The organism is Citromicrobium bathyomarinum, assembly GCA_001306305.2.
Classification (GTDB): Bacteria; Pseudomonadota; Alphaproteobacteria; order Sphingomonadales; family Sphingomonadaceae; genus Alteriqipengyuania; species Alteriqipengyuania bathyomarina.
On the sequence record CP155577.1, the window covers coordinates 380,604 to 395,786 of the forward strand.

General features: G+C 64.7%; 17 protein-coding genes and 1 pseudogene. 8 read left to right on the forward strand and 10 right to left on the reverse strand.

The features are described 5' to 3' along the window. Positions 1–308 precede the first annotated feature (308 nt). A pseudogene (locus VO57_001850) lies at positions 309–374 on the forward strand (XRE family transcriptional regulator). Positions 375–398: 24 nt separating this feature from the next. Here the strand turns inward: VO57_001850 and VO57_001855 are convergent. Further along, the gene (locus tag VO57_001855; GenBank protein XBL71396.1) at positions 399–572 is read right to left on the reverse strand and encodes a hypothetical protein; all 174 of its coding nucleotides are present in this window, start codon (positions 570–572) and stop codon (positions 399–401) included. Between the two features lie 36 nt (positions 573–608). On the opposite strand from VO57_001855, the gene VO57_001860 reads away from it, so the two are divergent. Beyond that, positions 609–1,790 carry a HipA domain-containing protein gene (locus tag VO57_001860; GenBank protein ID XBL70104.1) on the forward strand — a complete coding sequence of 394 codons (1,182 nt, stop codon included), beginning with the start codon at positions 609–611 and terminating at the stop codon, positions 1,788–1,790. Between the two features lie 258 nt (positions 1,791–2,048). On the opposite strand, the gene VO57_001865 is transcribed toward VO57_001860, so the two are convergent. Further along, positions 2,049–2,669, reverse strand: coding sequence for a TetR/AcrR family transcriptional regulator (locus tag VO57_001865; GenBank protein XBL71379.1), 621 nt, complete (start codon positions 2,667–2,669; stop codon positions 2,049–2,051). Between the two features lie 77 nt (positions 2,670–2,746). Here VO57_001865 and VO57_001870 point away from each other — a divergent pair, with 77 nt between their 5' ends. After that, on the forward strand, positions 2,747–3,109 hold the full coding sequence (locus VO57_001870) for a darcynin family protein (protein ID XBL70105.1): 363 nt from the start codon (positions 2,747–2,749) through the stop codon (positions 3,107–3,109). Positions 3,110–3,199: 90 nt separating this feature from the next. On the opposite strand, the gene VO57_001875 is transcribed toward VO57_001870, so the two are convergent. Further along, positions 3,200–3,787: an outer membrane beta-barrel protein gene (locus VO57_001875; protein XBL70106.1), complete on the reverse strand. Its 588-nt coding sequence runs from the start codon at positions 3,785–3,787 to the stop codon at positions 3,200–3,202. 196 nt (positions 3,788–3,983) lie between these two features. Between VO57_001875 and VO57_001880 the strand changes: the two genes are divergently transcribed. Both VO57_001880 and VO57_001885 read left to right on the forward strand, forming a co-directional pair. Beyond that, positions 3,984–4,478, forward strand: coding sequence for a ferritin-like domain-containing protein (locus VO57_001880; protein XBL70107.1), 495 nt, complete (start codon positions 3,984–3,986; stop codon positions 4,476–4,478). A 79-nt stretch (positions 4,479–4,557) separates the two neighbouring features. Then, complete coding sequence (locus tag VO57_001885; protein XBL70108.1) at positions 4,558–5,247, forward strand: SDR family NAD(P)-dependent oxidoreductase; 690 nt, start codon at positions 4,558–4,560, stop codon at positions 5,245–5,247. A 42-nt stretch (positions 5,248–5,289) separates the two neighbouring features. Here VO57_001885 and VO57_001890 read toward each other — a convergent pair whose 3' ends face one another. Together VO57_001890 and VO57_001895 are read right to left on the reverse strand one after the other, a co-directional pair. Beyond that, positions 5,290–5,571: a hypothetical protein gene (locus VO57_001890; protein ID XBL70109.1), complete on the reverse strand. Its 282-nt coding sequence runs from the start codon at positions 5,569–5,571 to the stop codon at positions 5,290–5,292. Positions 5,572–5,684: 113 nt separating this feature from the next. Further along, a complete protein-coding gene (locus VO57_001895; GenBank protein ID XBL70110.1) occupies positions 5,685–8,006 on the reverse strand; it encodes an NADP-dependent malic enzyme in 2,322 nt (773 codons plus the stop codon). A gap of 189 nt (positions 8,007–8,195) precedes the next feature. Here VO57_001895 and mutS point away from each other — a divergent pair, with 189 nt between their 5' ends. Together mutS and VO57_001905 are read left to right on the forward strand one after the other, a co-directional pair. Further along, a complete protein-coding gene (mutS, locus tag VO57_001900) occupies positions 8,196–10,817 on the forward strand; it encodes a DNA mismatch repair protein MutS (GenBank protein ID XBL70111.1) in 2,622 nt (873 codons plus the stop codon). A 48-nt stretch (positions 10,818–10,865) separates the two neighbouring features. Beyond that, positions 10,866–11,264, forward strand: coding sequence for a DUF202 domain-containing protein (locus VO57_001905; GenBank protein ID XBL70112.1), 399 nt, complete (start codon positions 10,866–10,868; stop codon positions 11,262–11,264). Positions 11,265–11,282: 18 nt separating this feature from the next. Here VO57_001905 and VO57_001910 read toward each other — a convergent pair whose 3' ends face one another. From VO57_001910 to gluQRS, 5 genes are all read right to left on the reverse strand, one after another. After that, complete coding sequence (locus tag VO57_001910) at positions 11,283–11,639, reverse strand: hypothetical protein (GenBank protein XBL70113.1); 357 nt, start codon at positions 11,637–11,639, stop codon at positions 11,283–11,285. A 152-nt stretch (positions 11,640–11,791) separates the two neighbouring features. Further along, positions 11,792–12,661, reverse strand: coding sequence for a 3-hydroxyacyl-CoA dehydrogenase NAD-binding domain-containing protein (locus tag VO57_001915; GenBank protein XBL70114.1), 870 nt, complete (start codon positions 12,659–12,661; stop codon positions 11,792–11,794). Positions 12,662–12,737: 76 nt separating this feature from the next. After that, the gene (locus VO57_001920; protein ID XBL70115.1) at positions 12,738–13,325 is read right to left on the reverse strand and encodes a cob(I)yrinic acid a,c-diamide adenosyltransferase; all 588 of its coding nucleotides are present in this window, start codon (positions 13,323–13,325) and stop codon (positions 12,738–12,740) included. 18 nt (positions 13,326–13,343) lie between these two features. After that, on the reverse strand, positions 13,344–13,574 hold the full coding sequence (locus VO57_001925; protein ID XBL70116.1) for a hypothetical protein: 231 nt from the start codon (positions 13,572–13,574) through the stop codon (positions 13,344–13,346). A 3-nt stretch (positions 13,575–13,577) separates the two neighbouring features. Then, the gene (gene gluQRS / locus VO57_001930; GenBank protein XBL70117.1) at positions 13,578–14,414 is read right to left on the reverse strand and encodes a tRNA glutamyl-Q(34) synthetase GluQRS; all 837 of its coding nucleotides are present in this window, start codon (positions 14,412–14,414) and stop codon (positions 13,578–13,580) included. A gap of 127 nt (positions 14,415–14,541) precedes the next feature. On the opposite strand from gluQRS, the gene VO57_001935 reads away from it, so the two are divergent. Further along, the gene (locus VO57_001935; protein ID XBL70118.1) at positions 14,542–15,150 is read left to right on the forward strand and encodes an HNH endonuclease; all 609 of its coding nucleotides are present in this window, start codon (positions 14,542–14,544) and stop codon (positions 15,148–15,150) included. Positions 15,151–15,183: the final 33 nt, after the last annotated feature.

Genomic DNA, 15,183 nt, shown 5'->3' on the forward strand with positions numbered 1-15,183 from the left:
GCACAATGGTCAAGCCACGGCCTAGCGACCGCTCACCAGCGCCTCTCCACTCAGCCATGGCCATTGTAAGCCTCGTGCAGGAGGCGTTGAAGCATCTTCCTTCGGTAAATCTGCTTCGAGCGAAAGAGCACAAAAACATGACATATCATTTCCATTTGCGGAATTTCACATGATATGTCATATATCGGGTCATGCCCCGTTCGTCTCGTGCTGCTAGCGGACTACCGCCCCAGAGCCAACGTGCGATTACACGGCTAGGCAAGGATATCGCCCTGGCTCGCCGCCGGAGAAAACTTCCCCAGCGTTTAATGGCCGAGCGCATGATCGTCTCGGTTCAAACGCTGCAACGCCTCGAAGCGGGAGATCCTACCGTGGGCCTCGCGGTTCTGGCGAGCGCCCTACATGTCCTTGGGATGACACAGCGCCTTGCCGAGCTGGTAACCCCAGACAGTGACCGGGCTGGCATCAGCGAGGATTTGTCCCGCCTGCCCCAGAAGACCCACGCTGTCAGCGACGATGATCTGGATTTCTAGCAAGCCGTGACGACCATCCGCACCTATGTCTTCGTGCATCTTGAGGAGGGGCCTGTTCCGGCAGGCCTTCTCACGATGACCGACGAACCGCGCAACCAGTTTGCTACCTTCGCTTACGGGCGGCGTTATCTGGAACGCGCTGACCGTATTGCGGTCGATCCTGTAGCTCTGCCGTTGCACGAAGCTGGAACTTCTCGAACATTCAGGACGGAAGAAGGCTTTGCCGTGTTCGGTGGCATTCGGGATGCTGCTCCCGATGGCTGGGGCCAATACCTGATGTACAAGGCGATGGGCGATCGCTTGCCGAGCGAAATCGATCTCATTCTGGCCTCGGGCGAACATCGTGTAGGGGCGCTCGCCTTTGGGCCGACATCCGCCCAGCCGGAGAGAATTACGCCATGGGGGGGTGGCCCTGCTCCGGGCGAAGAGTTCACGCTCGCAGAGCTAGCGGAAGCCGCCGAACGCGCGCAGCATGTCGACGAACTCGACGAGAACTTAAGAGCCTTGCTGGCAGCCGGATCATCTCTGGGCGGCGCCCGGCCGAAGGCTGCTACAAAAATCGGCGACCAACCCTGGATCGCGAAATTCCAGAAGCGGGGAGACAGCTTTCCCGAATGCAGGGTCGAACTAGCGACAATGCGGCTTGCCAGCGAGTGTGGTCTCGACGTTCCGCCACTCGACTTCCGCTGTGTCCTTGATCGCGACATCTATCTGATCGAGCGGTTCGATCGGATTCCTCACGGCAACTGGCTGGAACGCAGGCCCTTTGCTTCGGGGCTCACAATGCTCGGGGCGCATGAGAGCGAGGTCAGCAGCTTCAGCTATGCGGATCTCGCAGGAGCGATCCGGCAATTCGGAACCGAAGTGCGCCAGGATCTACATGAGCTATTTCGTCGAATGCTGCTCAATATCCTCGTCACGAATGATGATGATCACCTACGTAATCATGGCTTCCTGTTCGATGGTGAGGGTTGGCGGCTATCGCCGCTTTACGATGTAGTGCCGAAACCGCAGCTGGGACTGGAGCGACGGCTCGTCCTCGGCGTGGGGCCGGAAGGCCGCAATGCAACGATCGAGAATGCTCTCGCCGGTGCCGCGGTCTTCGACCTCAGCCATGATGACGCGAAAGCAATCGCCGAAAACATGAGCAGAACCGTAGCGACACGGTGGGAACAGCTGTTCACGGAGGCTGGGATAAGCGCGGCTGACCGCAAGCGTTTCGCAACCTGCTTCCGATTGGCAGCGCCTGCATCATGATCGCAATCGCAGAAATCCGTTCATGGCGGCGCGTGCTTACCAAATTTGGCATGGTGATTACCCGGTGATTGCTAGCCGAAAAAACAGGGATCAAAAAATGCTGATTAGTGATTATATATCAGTGTATTATGATAGTATGATCACTAAGGTGTGGTACTTCCGCTTCCGGCGAGTTTAGGTCAGTGACTTAGCTTAAAACGCTGCGTCAAAACCTCGAAAACGGGGAGGCCGAAGCTCTGCGGGAGCACCCGCCGACCATCAGCCGGCAGAAGGCATCGTGAGATAGCCAAGCACTGCGCGCCGAACCCGCTTCGCCAGTGCGTGCTGGTCGGTTTCGCCCCGTTCGCCGGCGGTGTCGACCATTCCGCGCAGGATCGCCGCCACATCGGCGGTGACGACATTTAGATCCTCTTGGCGCGGCATATCCTCTCGGGCGAGGATGCCGCCGAGAATGGCAGAAAAACGTGCCCGGACGGCTTGGGTATCGGCATCGAGCGGCAGGCGAGACTCCTCGAAGTCGAGCAGCCGCGCCAGGCGTGGGCGCCGGACCTGGTGGCCGACCGCGGCCCGGATCACGGCGTCCAGCGCTTCGCGTCCCGAAAGCGCCCTTGCCGCGCTTTCCACTTCCGCTAGCAACCGTGCGGTCTCGCGCCCGATCAGCGCGCCGAGCAGCGCATCCTTGTCCGGAAAATACTGATAGAGCGTGCCTATGCTGACGCCGGCGCGCTCTGCCACGGCATTGGTGTTGAAGCCGCCATGGCCATGCTCCTCCAGAATGCGAGCCGCGGCCTCGACAATCGCGTCAACGGTGTGACGCGCGCGCGCCTGCGAGGGCTGTTTGCGAGGGCGTGCGCGCTGATCGGTGGCATGATTGGTCATGAGGTCCAATGCGAGTAGCGTAACTGAGCATCCGCTCGCATTTTAATCGTGGCAATCAACGACACAAGGATGCTCCAATGAACACGCAACCCGCGCAGTTCGAAGCTGCGCTCACCACCTTCTTCATGGTCAAGACCTCGCCCGAATGGCTGGGCTTCTCGTTCGAGACGCGACTGTCGCACGCCCGCGAGACGTTCCAGCCCATTCTCGACGAGTTTCGGGGCCGGATCCGGCTGAACTGGTACGATGTCGAATTCTACACCGCGAAAATCAGCGATATCTGGACGATCGAAGCGGCCGACCACCACAGCTATCAATTGTTCTGCGAGAAGCTGCGCGAGACCCCGTTCTGGGACCGGTTCTTCCTCGTGCATGATATCTTCCCCGGCGAGCTGAACGCCTGGGCGAAGAATTACGAGGTGGAAGCGCTGCGATCTTGAGGTCGGGTACGTCCGCTACCGCTGCACATGACGCGAAAGGCCGCCCGGTTGCCCGGACGGCCTTTTCGTAACTGCTGAAATGGCGATGCGTCAGAAGCGCAGGCCGACACCCGCGACCACCTGATTGGTGGTCACATCGCCAACATCGCCGCCTACATCGCCATAGCGCGAACGGCGATATTCCATCCGCGCCTCCAGCGGCCCGGGCAGATCCAGCTGCACGCCGCCGCCGAAGCGGAAGCCGGTGGCGTTTTCCTCGACATCGGCGAAGGAACCAGCGGTAGTGAACGAACGCGTGTCGAGCGCGGTATAGCCGACCTTGCCATAGGCCGAGATCGCCCCGGTGATCGGGACACCCGCGCGGGCACCGAGATAGTACTGCCCATCCGATTCCAGCCCGTCGCGCGCCCCGGCGAAGCTGTCCGGAAATTCGGTCGAGCTGCCGCTGGCCGAATATTCACCCTCGACCCCGACGAACACGCCGCCGAGCGAGAGATCGTAGCCGGCAGCAATACCATAGACGACCGAATCCGCGTCTGCGGTCACGGTATTGCCGCTCGATTCGACCTCGACGCCTTCATAACCGGCGATGGCCTGGACGTAGAGACCGCTAGGTGCAGCATTCCCGTCCTGCGCCAGCGCCGGTGTCGCAGCCAGCGCAGCGGCGATGCCGGCCATCGCTGTGCCAATCTTTGCAGTGGTGCTTTTCATCTGCGTCCCTTTCGCATGGAAGTATCGCTTGGCCGCACTTGTGAACGAAGATGGTTTCCAGGCGGTTAACCAGTGCCCGCCGCGCGCCGCGCCGATCCCGCCGTTTCGGAACAAGCAACCGGGTTCATGCGCTTTTCAGGTATACCCCCAAGGAGAGAGACACATGGCCCTCAACACCCTCAAAGACGTCTACATCGACCAGCTGCAGGATCTTTACAGCGCCAATCGCCAGTCGATCGAGGCGACCCGCAAGCTGGCCGACAAGGCAAGCGACGCCGAGCTGAAATCCGCGCTGAAGGATGGCGTCGACGGCATCGAGCGCGGGATCGAGACCCTGAAGCCGATCATCGAAGGCCACGACGCCAAACCGACCGGCGAATTCTGCAAGGGCATGGAAGGCATCGTCAAGGAAGTCGACGCGCATGTCCTGAACACCGATTTCGGGGACGATGCGGTGCGCGATGCGATGATTATCAGCCAGTACCAGCGGATGACCCACTACGCGATCGCCGGCTACGGCTGTGTGCTCGCGTTCGCCAAGCGGCTCGAACTGGCGGGCGAAGTGACCAAGCTCGCCGAATGTCTCGATCAGACCTACGAAGGCGACCGGCGGATGACCGCCATCGCGGTCAACGACGTCAACAAGGTCGCCGCCTGATCGGGCCTGACCGACATTATCTCGCGGGCGTCCGGCAATCCGGGCGCCCGCTTCGCATCCAGCAACCGAAAGGATCGGCATGAGCGACACCAGGAAAATTCTTATCATCGGCGCATCGCGCGGCATCGGGCTGGGCCTGACCCGCGAATTCGCGGGCCGCGGCTGGCATGTCGTGGCGAGCGAACGCACGCCCAGCGATGGCCTGCGCGATGCGGCGCAGAGCCACGAAAACGCCGTCGAAATCGTCACGGTCGATGTGACCAAGCCCGACACCTACCAGGGGCTGGCGAGCAAGCTGGGCGAGGGATCGCTCGACGCGATCATCGTCAATGCGGGGATCACCGGCGCAAAGCACCAGTCCGCCGAACAGGCGACCGACGAAGAGATCGCCCATGTGATGCAGACCAATGCCTACGGCCCTGCAAGGGTCGGCAAGGCGCTGCTCCCGCTGCTCAAGGACGGCGGCACGCTCGCCTTCATGTCCTCGCTGATGGGATCGATCGCGGACAGTTCGGGCGGGTACGAGTTCTACCGCGTGAGCAAGGTGTCGCTCAACATGCTCGCCAAGGGCATTTCGGAGCAGCAGGCTAAGGAGCGCAGCATCGAAGTCCTCTCGCTCCATCCCGGCTGGGTGCAGACCGATATGGGCGGGCCCAATGCGTCGATCACGGTTGCGGAAAGCTGCACCGGCCTTGCCGATGTGGTCGAGAAGGCCGGTGGCGGCGGTTATCGCTTCGTCGACTACAAGGGCGAAGCGATAGCCTTTTAGCTTTACGAGCGGTTCCTGCGGCTCCCGCTGCAAACCGCCTAGTCAGTCGAGAGGATCGGCGGCAGGCAAGTCCCCAGGCGGAGGATACCCGATCTTGAAGATCGTTCCGCCTTGGGGATCGTCGGCGAAGCTGATCAGGAACGCCTCGCTCTTCCCGCAGAGATCAACGTCCCAACGCTCGTAGGCGAACGCATCTTCGGTGCGATAGGTGGTGTTGGCCGGGACGTAATCGGGCAAGGTCTTCACCGCGACCGTTCCGATATCCCGGCAGCCGTCCCTCGCGAAAGCGAACTCGGCGATCGTCTGCAGAGTATCCTTGAGCAATACCGAATCCGCAGTCGTCGTCCCGACTATCCTCACCTGTTGCTGGGCTAAAAGAGGGGCGGGTGCAGCGAGCGCAACGCATGCTGCCATGACCAAATTCGCCCCGCTGCGCCTCACTCCACGATCCCCGCCGCCGCCAGCACTGCCAGCGTCAGCACGTCGGGCACGTTGGCGGTCACGGGGACGATCTGGACCGGCTTTTCCATGCCGACCAGGATCGGGCCCACCGTCGCATCGCCGCCCAGTTCGCGCAGCAGCTTGGCCGAAAGGTTGGCCGATTGCAGGCCGGGCATGATCAGCACGTTGGCCGGGCCCGACAGGCGGCTAAAGGGATAGAGCTTCATCACCTTCTCGTTCAGCGCGGCGTCGGGGGCCATTTCGCCCTCGTATTCGAAGCCGGGCTGCATCTCGTCGAGGATGTGGACCGCGTTGCGGATGTTCTCCAGCCACTTGCCCGACGGATTGCCGAAGGTGGAGTAGGAGAGGAAGGCGACGCGCGGTTCATGCCCCATGCGCCGGGCAACCGCTGCGGTCTCGCACGCGATATGGGCGAGATCTTCCGAACTGGGCCGCTCGTTGATCGTGGTATCGGCGAGGAAGGTGGTGTGGTTCTTCCCGATCATCATGTGGATGCCGAAGGAAATCCCGCCCGGCTTGGGGTCGAGCACCCGGCCGATCTCGCGCGCGGTCTGTGCATAGGTGCGCGTCAGGCCCGAGATCAGCGCATCGCCGTGGCCCAGCGCGACCAGCAGCGAGGCGAAGACGTTGCGATCCTGGTTGACCATCCGGCGCACGTCACGCTCGGTATAGCCGCGCCGCTGGAGGCGCTTGTACAGGAACTCGACCATTTCGGGCACATGCTCGCTGTCGGCCGAGTTCTGGATCTCGAAACTGCCCGGGTCGGAGACGCCGAGCATATGCATCTTGTCCGCGACCGCCTTGGTCCGCCCGACCAGCACCGGGGTGCCGTAGCCGAAATCGCGGAACTGGATCGCGGCGCGCAGCGCGACGTCCTCTTCCGCCTCGGCGAAGACAACCCGCTTGGGATTGGCCTTCGCCTCCTCGTACACCTGTGTCAGCACCGAGGTCGTGGGGTTGAGGCGCGACTTGAGCGCGAGGCGGTACGCCTCCAGATCCTCGATATGGGCCTGCGCTACGCCCGACTTCATCGCCGCTTCGGCCACTGCGGACGACACGACTTCCATCAGACGCGGGTCGAACGGGGCGGGGATGATGTAGTCCGTGCCGAACTTGTGGCTCTTGCCATAGGCGGCCGCGACTTCCTCCGGCACGCGTTCACGCGCCAGCGCGGCGATCGCTTCGGCGGCGGCGATCTTCATCTCTTCGTTGATCGCGGTCGCCCGCACGTCGAGCGCGCCGCGGAAGATGAACGGGAAGCCGAGCACGTTGTTGACTTGGTTGGGATAGTCCGACCGGCCCGTGGCGATGATCGCATCGGGGCGCACGGCCTTGGCGTCTTCGGGCATGATCTCGGGCACCGGGTTGGCCATCGCGAAGATGATCGGCTGGTCGGCCATCTTCTTCACCCACTCCGGCTTCAGCGCGCCGGCAGCCGACAGGCCGAGGAAGATGTCGGCCCCCTCCAGCGCCTCTTCCAGATTGGTCGCCTCGGTCGGCACCGCATGCGCGCTCTTCCACTGGTCGACATCCGCGCGGCCCGGCGTGATCGGGCCCGAACGGTCGCACACGATCACGTTTTCATGCGGCACGCCCATCGCCTTGATCAGCGCGGTGCAGGCGAGCGCGGAGGCACCCGCCCCGTTGACCACCATCCGGCAGTCCTTGAACTTGCGCCCCGTCAGGTGGCAGGCATTGATCAGCCCCGCCGCCGCGATGATCGCGGTGCCGTGCTGGTCGTCATGCATGATCGGGATGTTCATCCGCTCGCGCAGAGCCTGCTCGATGATGAAGCATTCGGGCGCGGCGATGTCTTCCAGATTGATCCCGCCGAAGGTCGGCTCCATCAGCGCGACCGCTTCGATGAACTTGTCCGGGTCTTCGGTGTCGAGCTCCAGATCGATCGAATCGACGTCGGCGAAGCGCTTGAACAGCACCGACTTGCCTTCCATCACCGGCTTGGCCGCGAGCGCGCCGAGATTGCCCATGCCCAGGATCGCGGTGCCGTTGGTAATCACCGCGACGAGGTTGGAGCGCGCGGTGTACTTTGCAGCATTCGCCGGATCATCGGCGATCGCCTGCACCGGCACGGCGACGCCGGGCGAATAGGCCAGGCTCAGGTCGCGCTGGGTCGCCATCGGCTTGGAGGCGATGATCTCGATCTTACCGGGCCGCCCGCTCTCGTGATAGAGCAGCGCCTCGCGCGTTTCGAAATCGGCGTTGGGCCCGGCGGCGGGCGCAGCCCCGGGTTCGGTGTTGGGTGCCCCGTTGTCGCCGGTGCTCTTTTCGTCAGCCATGTCCGCCCTCGTGCAATGCGTGTTCGGCCCCGCCCTAACCTCGCAAGCCGTAAAGGCATAGGGCCAAAGCCGGTGTTTGCATTCGAATGGCGTCCGACCGGACGAACGAAACGCGACAGCCCGATTTTTCCCCAAGACCAAGCATCGGGGCGATGACCGCACGGCGCGGACGCGGTAGGCCACGATCCGATGGCGGCCAGCAAACCCACTCCGATGATGGAACAGTACCACGCGCTCAAGCGCGAGGCGGGCGAGTGTCTGCTGTTCTACCGCATGGGCGACTTTTTCGAACTGTTCTTCGACGATGCGAAGATCGCCGCCGGCGTGCTCGACATCGCGCTGACCAGCCGGGGCGAAAGCGGCGGGGAGGCGGTGCCGATGTGCGGCGTGCCGGTGCATTCCGCCGACGGCTATCTCGCCCGCCTGATCCGCGCCGGGCACCGCGTCGCGATTGCCGAGCAGGTCGAGACGCCCGACGAAGCCCGCGCGCGCGCCAAGGCAGAGGGCAAGCCTTCGTCCAAGGTGCTGGTCGCGCGTAAGATCATCCGCTTCGTGACCGCAGGCACGCTGACCGAGGATACGCTGCTCGAACCGCGCCGCGCCAATCAGCTGGCGGCATTGTGCGAGCTGCGCGGGCGCGTGGGAATCGCGGCCTGCGACATCTCGACCGGACGCATGGAGCTGGAGGAGTGCGAGGCCGACGGGGTGGCCGCCGCGCTCTCCCGCCTCGGCGCGCGCGAGATCGTTGCGCCCGAAGACTGGGCCGATGCGCCTTACGAGGCCATCGCGCGCGCGCCCGGCGACTTCGCAAGCGAGCGCGGGCGCAAGCGGCTGGAAGAGCTGCACGGGGTCGCCACGCTCGACGCGTTTGGCACGTTCTCGCGCGCGATGCTCGCCGCGGCGGGAGGCCTGCTCGCCTATCTCGACCATGCCGGGCGCGGGTCCATGCCCTTCCTGCTGCCGCCGACGGTCAACGAAACCGGCGCAGTGATGGCGATCGACGAGGCGAGCCGCACGAGTCTGGAGATTACCGCGACCCAGAACGGAGAGCGCGCGGGCAGCCTGCTGGGCACGGTGGACCGCTGCGTGACCAGCGCGGGCGCGCGCCTGCTCGCCGAAGACCTCTCCGCCCCGCTCGCCCGCCGGACCGCGATCGAGGCGCGGCTCGCGCTCGTGCGCCTGTTCCACGAGGACCCGATCCTGCGCGGCGACACGCGCGAGGCGCTGCGCGCGATCCCCGACATCGCCCGCGCGCTGGCGCGGCTGGTCGCCGACCGGGGCAGCCCGCGCGATCTGGGGCAGGTGCGTGACGGGCTGGCGCAGGCGCGCAGGCTCAACGATGCGCTGACCCGGCTGCGCGATCACCCGCCGCTGCTCGACGAACTGCTCCCGCAGCTGACCGGCCACGGCGCGCTGGTGGACGAGCTGTCGCGCGCGCTGGTCCCCTCCCCGCCGACCGAGCGCGGCAATGGCGGATTTATCGCCGCCGGATACGACGCCGCGCTCGACGCGCTGCGCGAGACAAGCGGCAATGCGCGCCGCGCCATCGCGGCAATGGAGGCGCGCTATCGCAGCGAAACGGGGATCTCCGCGCTCAAGATCAAGCATAATGGCGTGCTGGGCTATTTCATCGAGGTGCCCGCGCGCCATGGCGACGCGCTTATGGGGCCGGACAGCGGCTTCACCCACCGCCAGACGATGGCCAACGCGGTCCGCTTCAACTCGGTCCACCTGCACGAGGAGGCGAGCCGAATCGCCGAGGCGGGCGGGCATGCGCTGGCTGCCGAGGAGGCCCATTTCGAGGCGCTGGTCGAAACCGTGGTCGCCGCACGCGAGCGAATCGCGCAGACCGCCGATGCGCTGGCGCGGATCGATGTCGCCGCAGCGCTCGCCGAGCGCGCGGCGGAGGGGGACTGGTGCGCGCCGCAGATCGACGATGCGCCCTGCCTCGAAATCGTCGCCGGGCGGCATCCGGTGGTCGAGGCAGCGCTGGCCAAGGCGGGCGAGCGCTTCGTGCCCAATGATTGCGGGCTCGCAGAGACGGACCGCCTGTGGCTGATCGGCGGGCCGAACATGGGCGGTAAATCGACCTTCCTGCGCGCCAATGCGCTGATCGTGCTGCTAGCGCAGGCGGGCAGCTACGTGCCCGCGACATCCGCGCGGATCGGGCTGGTCGACCGCCTGTTCAGCCGCGTCGGCGCGAGCGACAATCTCGCGCGCGGACGCTCCACCTTCATGGTCGAGATGGTCGAGACCGCCGCAATCCTCGCCCGCGCGAGCGAACGCAGCTTCGTGATCCTCGACGAGATCGGGCGCGGCACCTCGACCTACGACGGGTTGGCGCTGGCCTGGGCCGTGGCCGAGGCGATCCACGAGAACAATCGCTGCCGCTGTCTGTTCGCGACCCATTACCACGAGCTCGCCCGGCTGGCGGAAAGCTGCGACGCGCTCTCGCTCCACCATGTGCGTGCACGCGAATGGCAGGGCGATCTGGTGCTGCTGCACGAAGTGGCCGAAGGGCCTGCCGACCGCAGCTACGGCCTCGCGGTGGCCAAGCTGGCCGGCGTGCCGCCCGAGGTGGTCGACCGCGCCAGCGCAGTGCTCGCCAAGCTGGAGAAGGGGCGCGAGGAAACCGGCGGGCTCGCCGCAGGGCTCGGCGATCTGCCACTGTTCTCCGCTGCGGTTCAGGCCGAGCAGCAAGAGTGCGACAGCCTGCGCGACACCCTGAGCGCGCTGGACGTCGATGCGCTGTCCCCGCGCGAGGCGCTCGACATGCTGTACCAGTTGAAGCGCGAGGCGGGCGAAAGCTGATCTTGCGCAGATTTGCCATCGCGCGCGAGGCCGCTAGGTTCTGAACGCATGGCACAGGACGATCCCCCCGAAGATCCGGACAAGAGCACGCAGTGGGCGGAATTCCGCACGGATCTGGCTGAGGATCGCAACATCATGGCGATGGAGCGGACTTTCGCGGGCTGGATGCGCACCGCCTTCGCCGCGATCGGCATCGGGCTGGGGTTTCGTGCATTGTTCGGCAGCTGGGACCCGTCATGGATGCCCAAGCTGATTGCCAGCCTGTTCATCCTGGGTGGCGGATGGCTGGCAATCACGGCGGAAAGGCGCGCGTGCAAGACGCTGGAGCGGCTCAGCACGCACGAATTCGCGCCGATCCCGACCCCCAATTTCCGCGTAATGGCATATGGGGTCGCGATCGGCGCGATCGTCGTCACGGTCGGTCTGTGGATTTTGGTGGAAGGCTGAAAAGCTCCCCGGCGCGTATCAGGTGCCGTCGCCGCGCAGACCGTCGAGCTTCGCAGGCTTGCCGTACTTGTCGACATTGTCGTCGTGGTTCGGCTCGCCCCGATAGGCCGACATGTCGACCGTGTTGCCGCGCTCCATCTGGTTCATGTGGTCGACCACATCCTGCGCGTCCGGCGCGGTCAGGCCGCTGGGCGCATGCTCGCTGTCGGAATTGAGGATCGAGGTCGAAACACCCTGCGCCTGATCGGCGACGGTCTGGGCCTGGTCATAGGCACCGACCTGCTCCGAATTCTCGTTCTCGGGCGCAAGATCGTCGGTCTGGCGACGCTCGCCGTCGAAGTCGGAAGGCAGGGTTTTCTTGTTGTTGTCGGCCATGAGGAATCTCCTTTCCTCATGAACGGGCGGAGGGTTTGAGCGGTTCCTTGCGGATTCAGTGTCGCGGTACCAGCCCTCGCCCCTGCCCGGCCGACCCATCGATGGTATCCTGTGGGTTGGCCGGGCGGGGGTGAGGGCTGGTACCGTAAAAATCAGCGCGTCGGCACGGGCGCATCGCCCGTATAGTCGTAGAAGCCGCGGCCCGTCTTGCGACCCAGCCAGCCGGCTTCGACATATTTCACCAGCAGCGGCGCCGGGCGATACTTGGTGTCGCCGGTGGTGTCGTGCAGCACGCGGATGATGTCGAGGCAGGTGTCGAGCCCCACGAAGTCCGCCAGTTGCAGCGGGCCCATCGGGTGATTGAGGCCTAGGCGGCACCCCAGATCGATATCCTCGATGCTGGCGGTCGACTGGCCGAGCACGAAGATCGCCTCGTTGATCATCGGCAGCAGGATGCGGTTGACGACGAAGCCCGGCTCGTCCTGGCTCAGCACCACTTCCTTGCCCAGCAGGTGGGCGAATTCGATCGTCCGGTCGGTCACGTCCTTGTTGGTCGCGAGGCCGGGGATCACTTCGATCAGGCCCATCACGGGCACCGGATTGAAGAAGTGCAGGCCGATGAAGCGGCCCGGATCGGGCGACCAGTTGGCCATTCGCGTGATCGGGATCGAGCTGGTGTTGCTGGCGAGGATCGCGCCCTCGCCCAGCACCTTGCCCGCGTTCTCGAAAATGCCCTGCTTGATCGCTTCCTTCTCGGTCGCGGCTTCGATGATCAGGTCGGCCTCGGCCATCGGCGCAAGTTCGCCGGTGGGGGTGATGCGGGCGAGCGTGGCTTCGGCCTCGGCCACTTCCATCTTGCCCTTGCCGACCAGCTTGCCGAGCGCGCGCTCGATGCCCTTGTGCGATTCTTCCGCGATGGCGAGATCGCGGTCGCTGAGGAATACTTTGAGCCCGTGCTGGGCGATGGTCTGCGCGATGCCCGAGCCCATTTGGCCCGCACCGATGACACCGATGGTCTGCATGAGATTGTCCGTCCTTCGCAACTGCAGCAAGGACGGCTGGCTAGCGATCAAGCCGCCCGCTGGCTAGCTGTCAGTTTTAGCGATTGGCTCCGGGCGTCCAGGTGATGTCCGCCTTGCCACCATCATTGGCCGCACGGGCAAGCACGAACAGCAGGTCCGACAGGCGGTTGATATAGTGCAGCGCCGCCGGGTTGACCGGCTCCAGCTCCGCCAGCGCGGTCATCGCGCGTTCCGCCTTGCGTACGCTGGCGCGCGCGACATGCAGCCGTGCCGCGGCCTCGCTGCCGCCGGGAAGGATGAAGCTGGTCAGCGGTTCGAGATCTTCATTGGCCGTATCGATCGCGCGCTCGATCCAGTCGACTTGGCCGCCCACGATCCGCAGGACCATTTCGCCCGGTTCGAACCCTTCGCCATCGAGCGCGCCCTTGGGCGTGGCGAGATCCGCGCCCAGATCGAACAGGTCGTTCTGCACCCGGCGAAGAGCCGCGACCCCATCATGCCCGGCGTCCAGCGCGCAGATTGCGAGGCCGAGCGCGCTGTTCGCCTCATCAACCGCGCCGATCGCTTCTATACGGGCGGCGTGCTTGGGGCTGCGCGAGCCATCGACGAGGCCCGTCGTGCCGTCGTCGCCGGTGCGGGTGTAGATCTTGTTGAGCTTGACCATGCGGGCCGAATGGCCGCGTTACTGCGACACTGCAAGCAGGATGGCGACCACCAGGATCGCCAGACCCTGATACTTGATCCGGTCGAACATCGCCTTGTTCTGCATCAGCTGCATCTCGCTCACCGTCTCGCCGGTGTTGTTTTCCAGATCGATCTTGGTGGTCTTCAGGAACGCGACGACGCCGCGGATCAGCGACACGACGACCATGATCGCAAGGAAGATGATGGCGATGACGAGAAGTGTTTGCATATCCTATATATGGGGCTTTCCGAGCGAAATTCCAATCGGCCATTCCCCCCGCCTCAGCCGCGCTGCCCACGCGGGCCCATCCTCGCCCGCTTCGCGATGGTCCGCAAGGGCGGGTGAGCCACGGCGCTTGGCGAGTTTGCGCCCCTCTTGGTCGAGCAGCAGCGGGTGATGATGCCAGCGCGGCACCGGCAGGCCGAGCAGCGCCTGCAGCACGCGGTGGACCGGAGTCGCGTGGAACAGGTCGAGCCCGCGGGTGACCAGCGTGACGCCATCCGCCGCGTCGTCCACCGTCACCGCGAGGTGGTAGCTCGCGGGCAGATCCTTGCGGCGCAGCACCGGATCGCCCAGCCCGTCCGGATCGAGAGTCTGCTCGCCCACGATGTCGTCATGCCAGCAGAGCGGGCCGGTGATCGCCAGTGCCTTGCTCAGGTCCATGCGCAGCGCGGCGGGGGCATCGGTCGGCACGTCCCGGTGCCTGCAGGTGCCGGGATAGATCGGCCCCTCCGGCCCCGCCTCGCTCGCCGCAGCCGCGATTTCGGCGCGGGTGCAGGTGCACGGATAGAGCACGCCGAGCGCATCGAGCTTGTCCAGCGCCGCCTCGTACCGCGCCAGCCGCGTGCCCTGTGCGGGCACCTCGTGCCATTCGAGACCCAGCCAGGCGAGATCCTTGCGGAACTCCTCTGCCAGTTCGGGGCGACTGCGCGGTCCGTCGATATCCTCGATCCTCAACAGAAAGCACCCGCCCGCCGCGCGCGCCAGATCGTGCGCGACGATAGCCGAATAGGCGTGCCCCCAGTGCAGGGGGCCGTTGGGGCTGGGGGCGAAGCGGGTCACGGTCATGGCTTGACGTCTTTAGCGGGCATCGCGGCCAAGTCGTCAAAAAGGACTGTGGAAACCATCTTTGTAACAGGCTTGACGCTTTTGCGAGCAAATGGTCCTTTCATCGCATCAGGGAGGACACAAGCAAGTGTTCAAAGCCGATCTGATCGACCGCGCGGCCACGTTCCGCAGCGTAGATGAAGACCCGACGAGGAATTTGTCGGCGTGCCCGACTCTGGTTCTCAACGCGGACTACACCCCGCTGTCCTATTACCCGCTGTCGATCTGGCCGTGGCAGACCGCGATCAAGGCGATCTTCCTTGAGCGGGTCGATGTGGTCGCGAGCTACGACCGGCAGGTGCATTCGCCCTCGCTCGATATGAAGCTGCCCAGCGTCATCGCGCTCAGGCAATATGTGAAGCCGTCTGAATTCCCCGCCTTCACCCGCTTCAACCTGTTCCTGCGCGACCGCTTCATCTGCCAGTATTGCGGCAGCCCCAGTCACCTGACCTTCGACCACGTCGTCCCGCGCCGCCTCGGCGGGAAAACCACGTGGGAGAACATCTCTACCGCCTGCGCGCCGTGCAACATGAAGAAGGGCGGACGCACGCCGAAACAGGCGGGCATGAAGCTGATGGTCGAGCCGATCAGGCCGACCAACTGGCAGCTGCAGCAACACGGCAAGAGCTTCCCGCCCAACTACCTCCACGAAACCTGGCGGGACTGGCTCTACTGGGACATCGAGCTGGAGGAGTGAGAGGACCGCTGCGTCCGCTTCCAATCCGCCGAT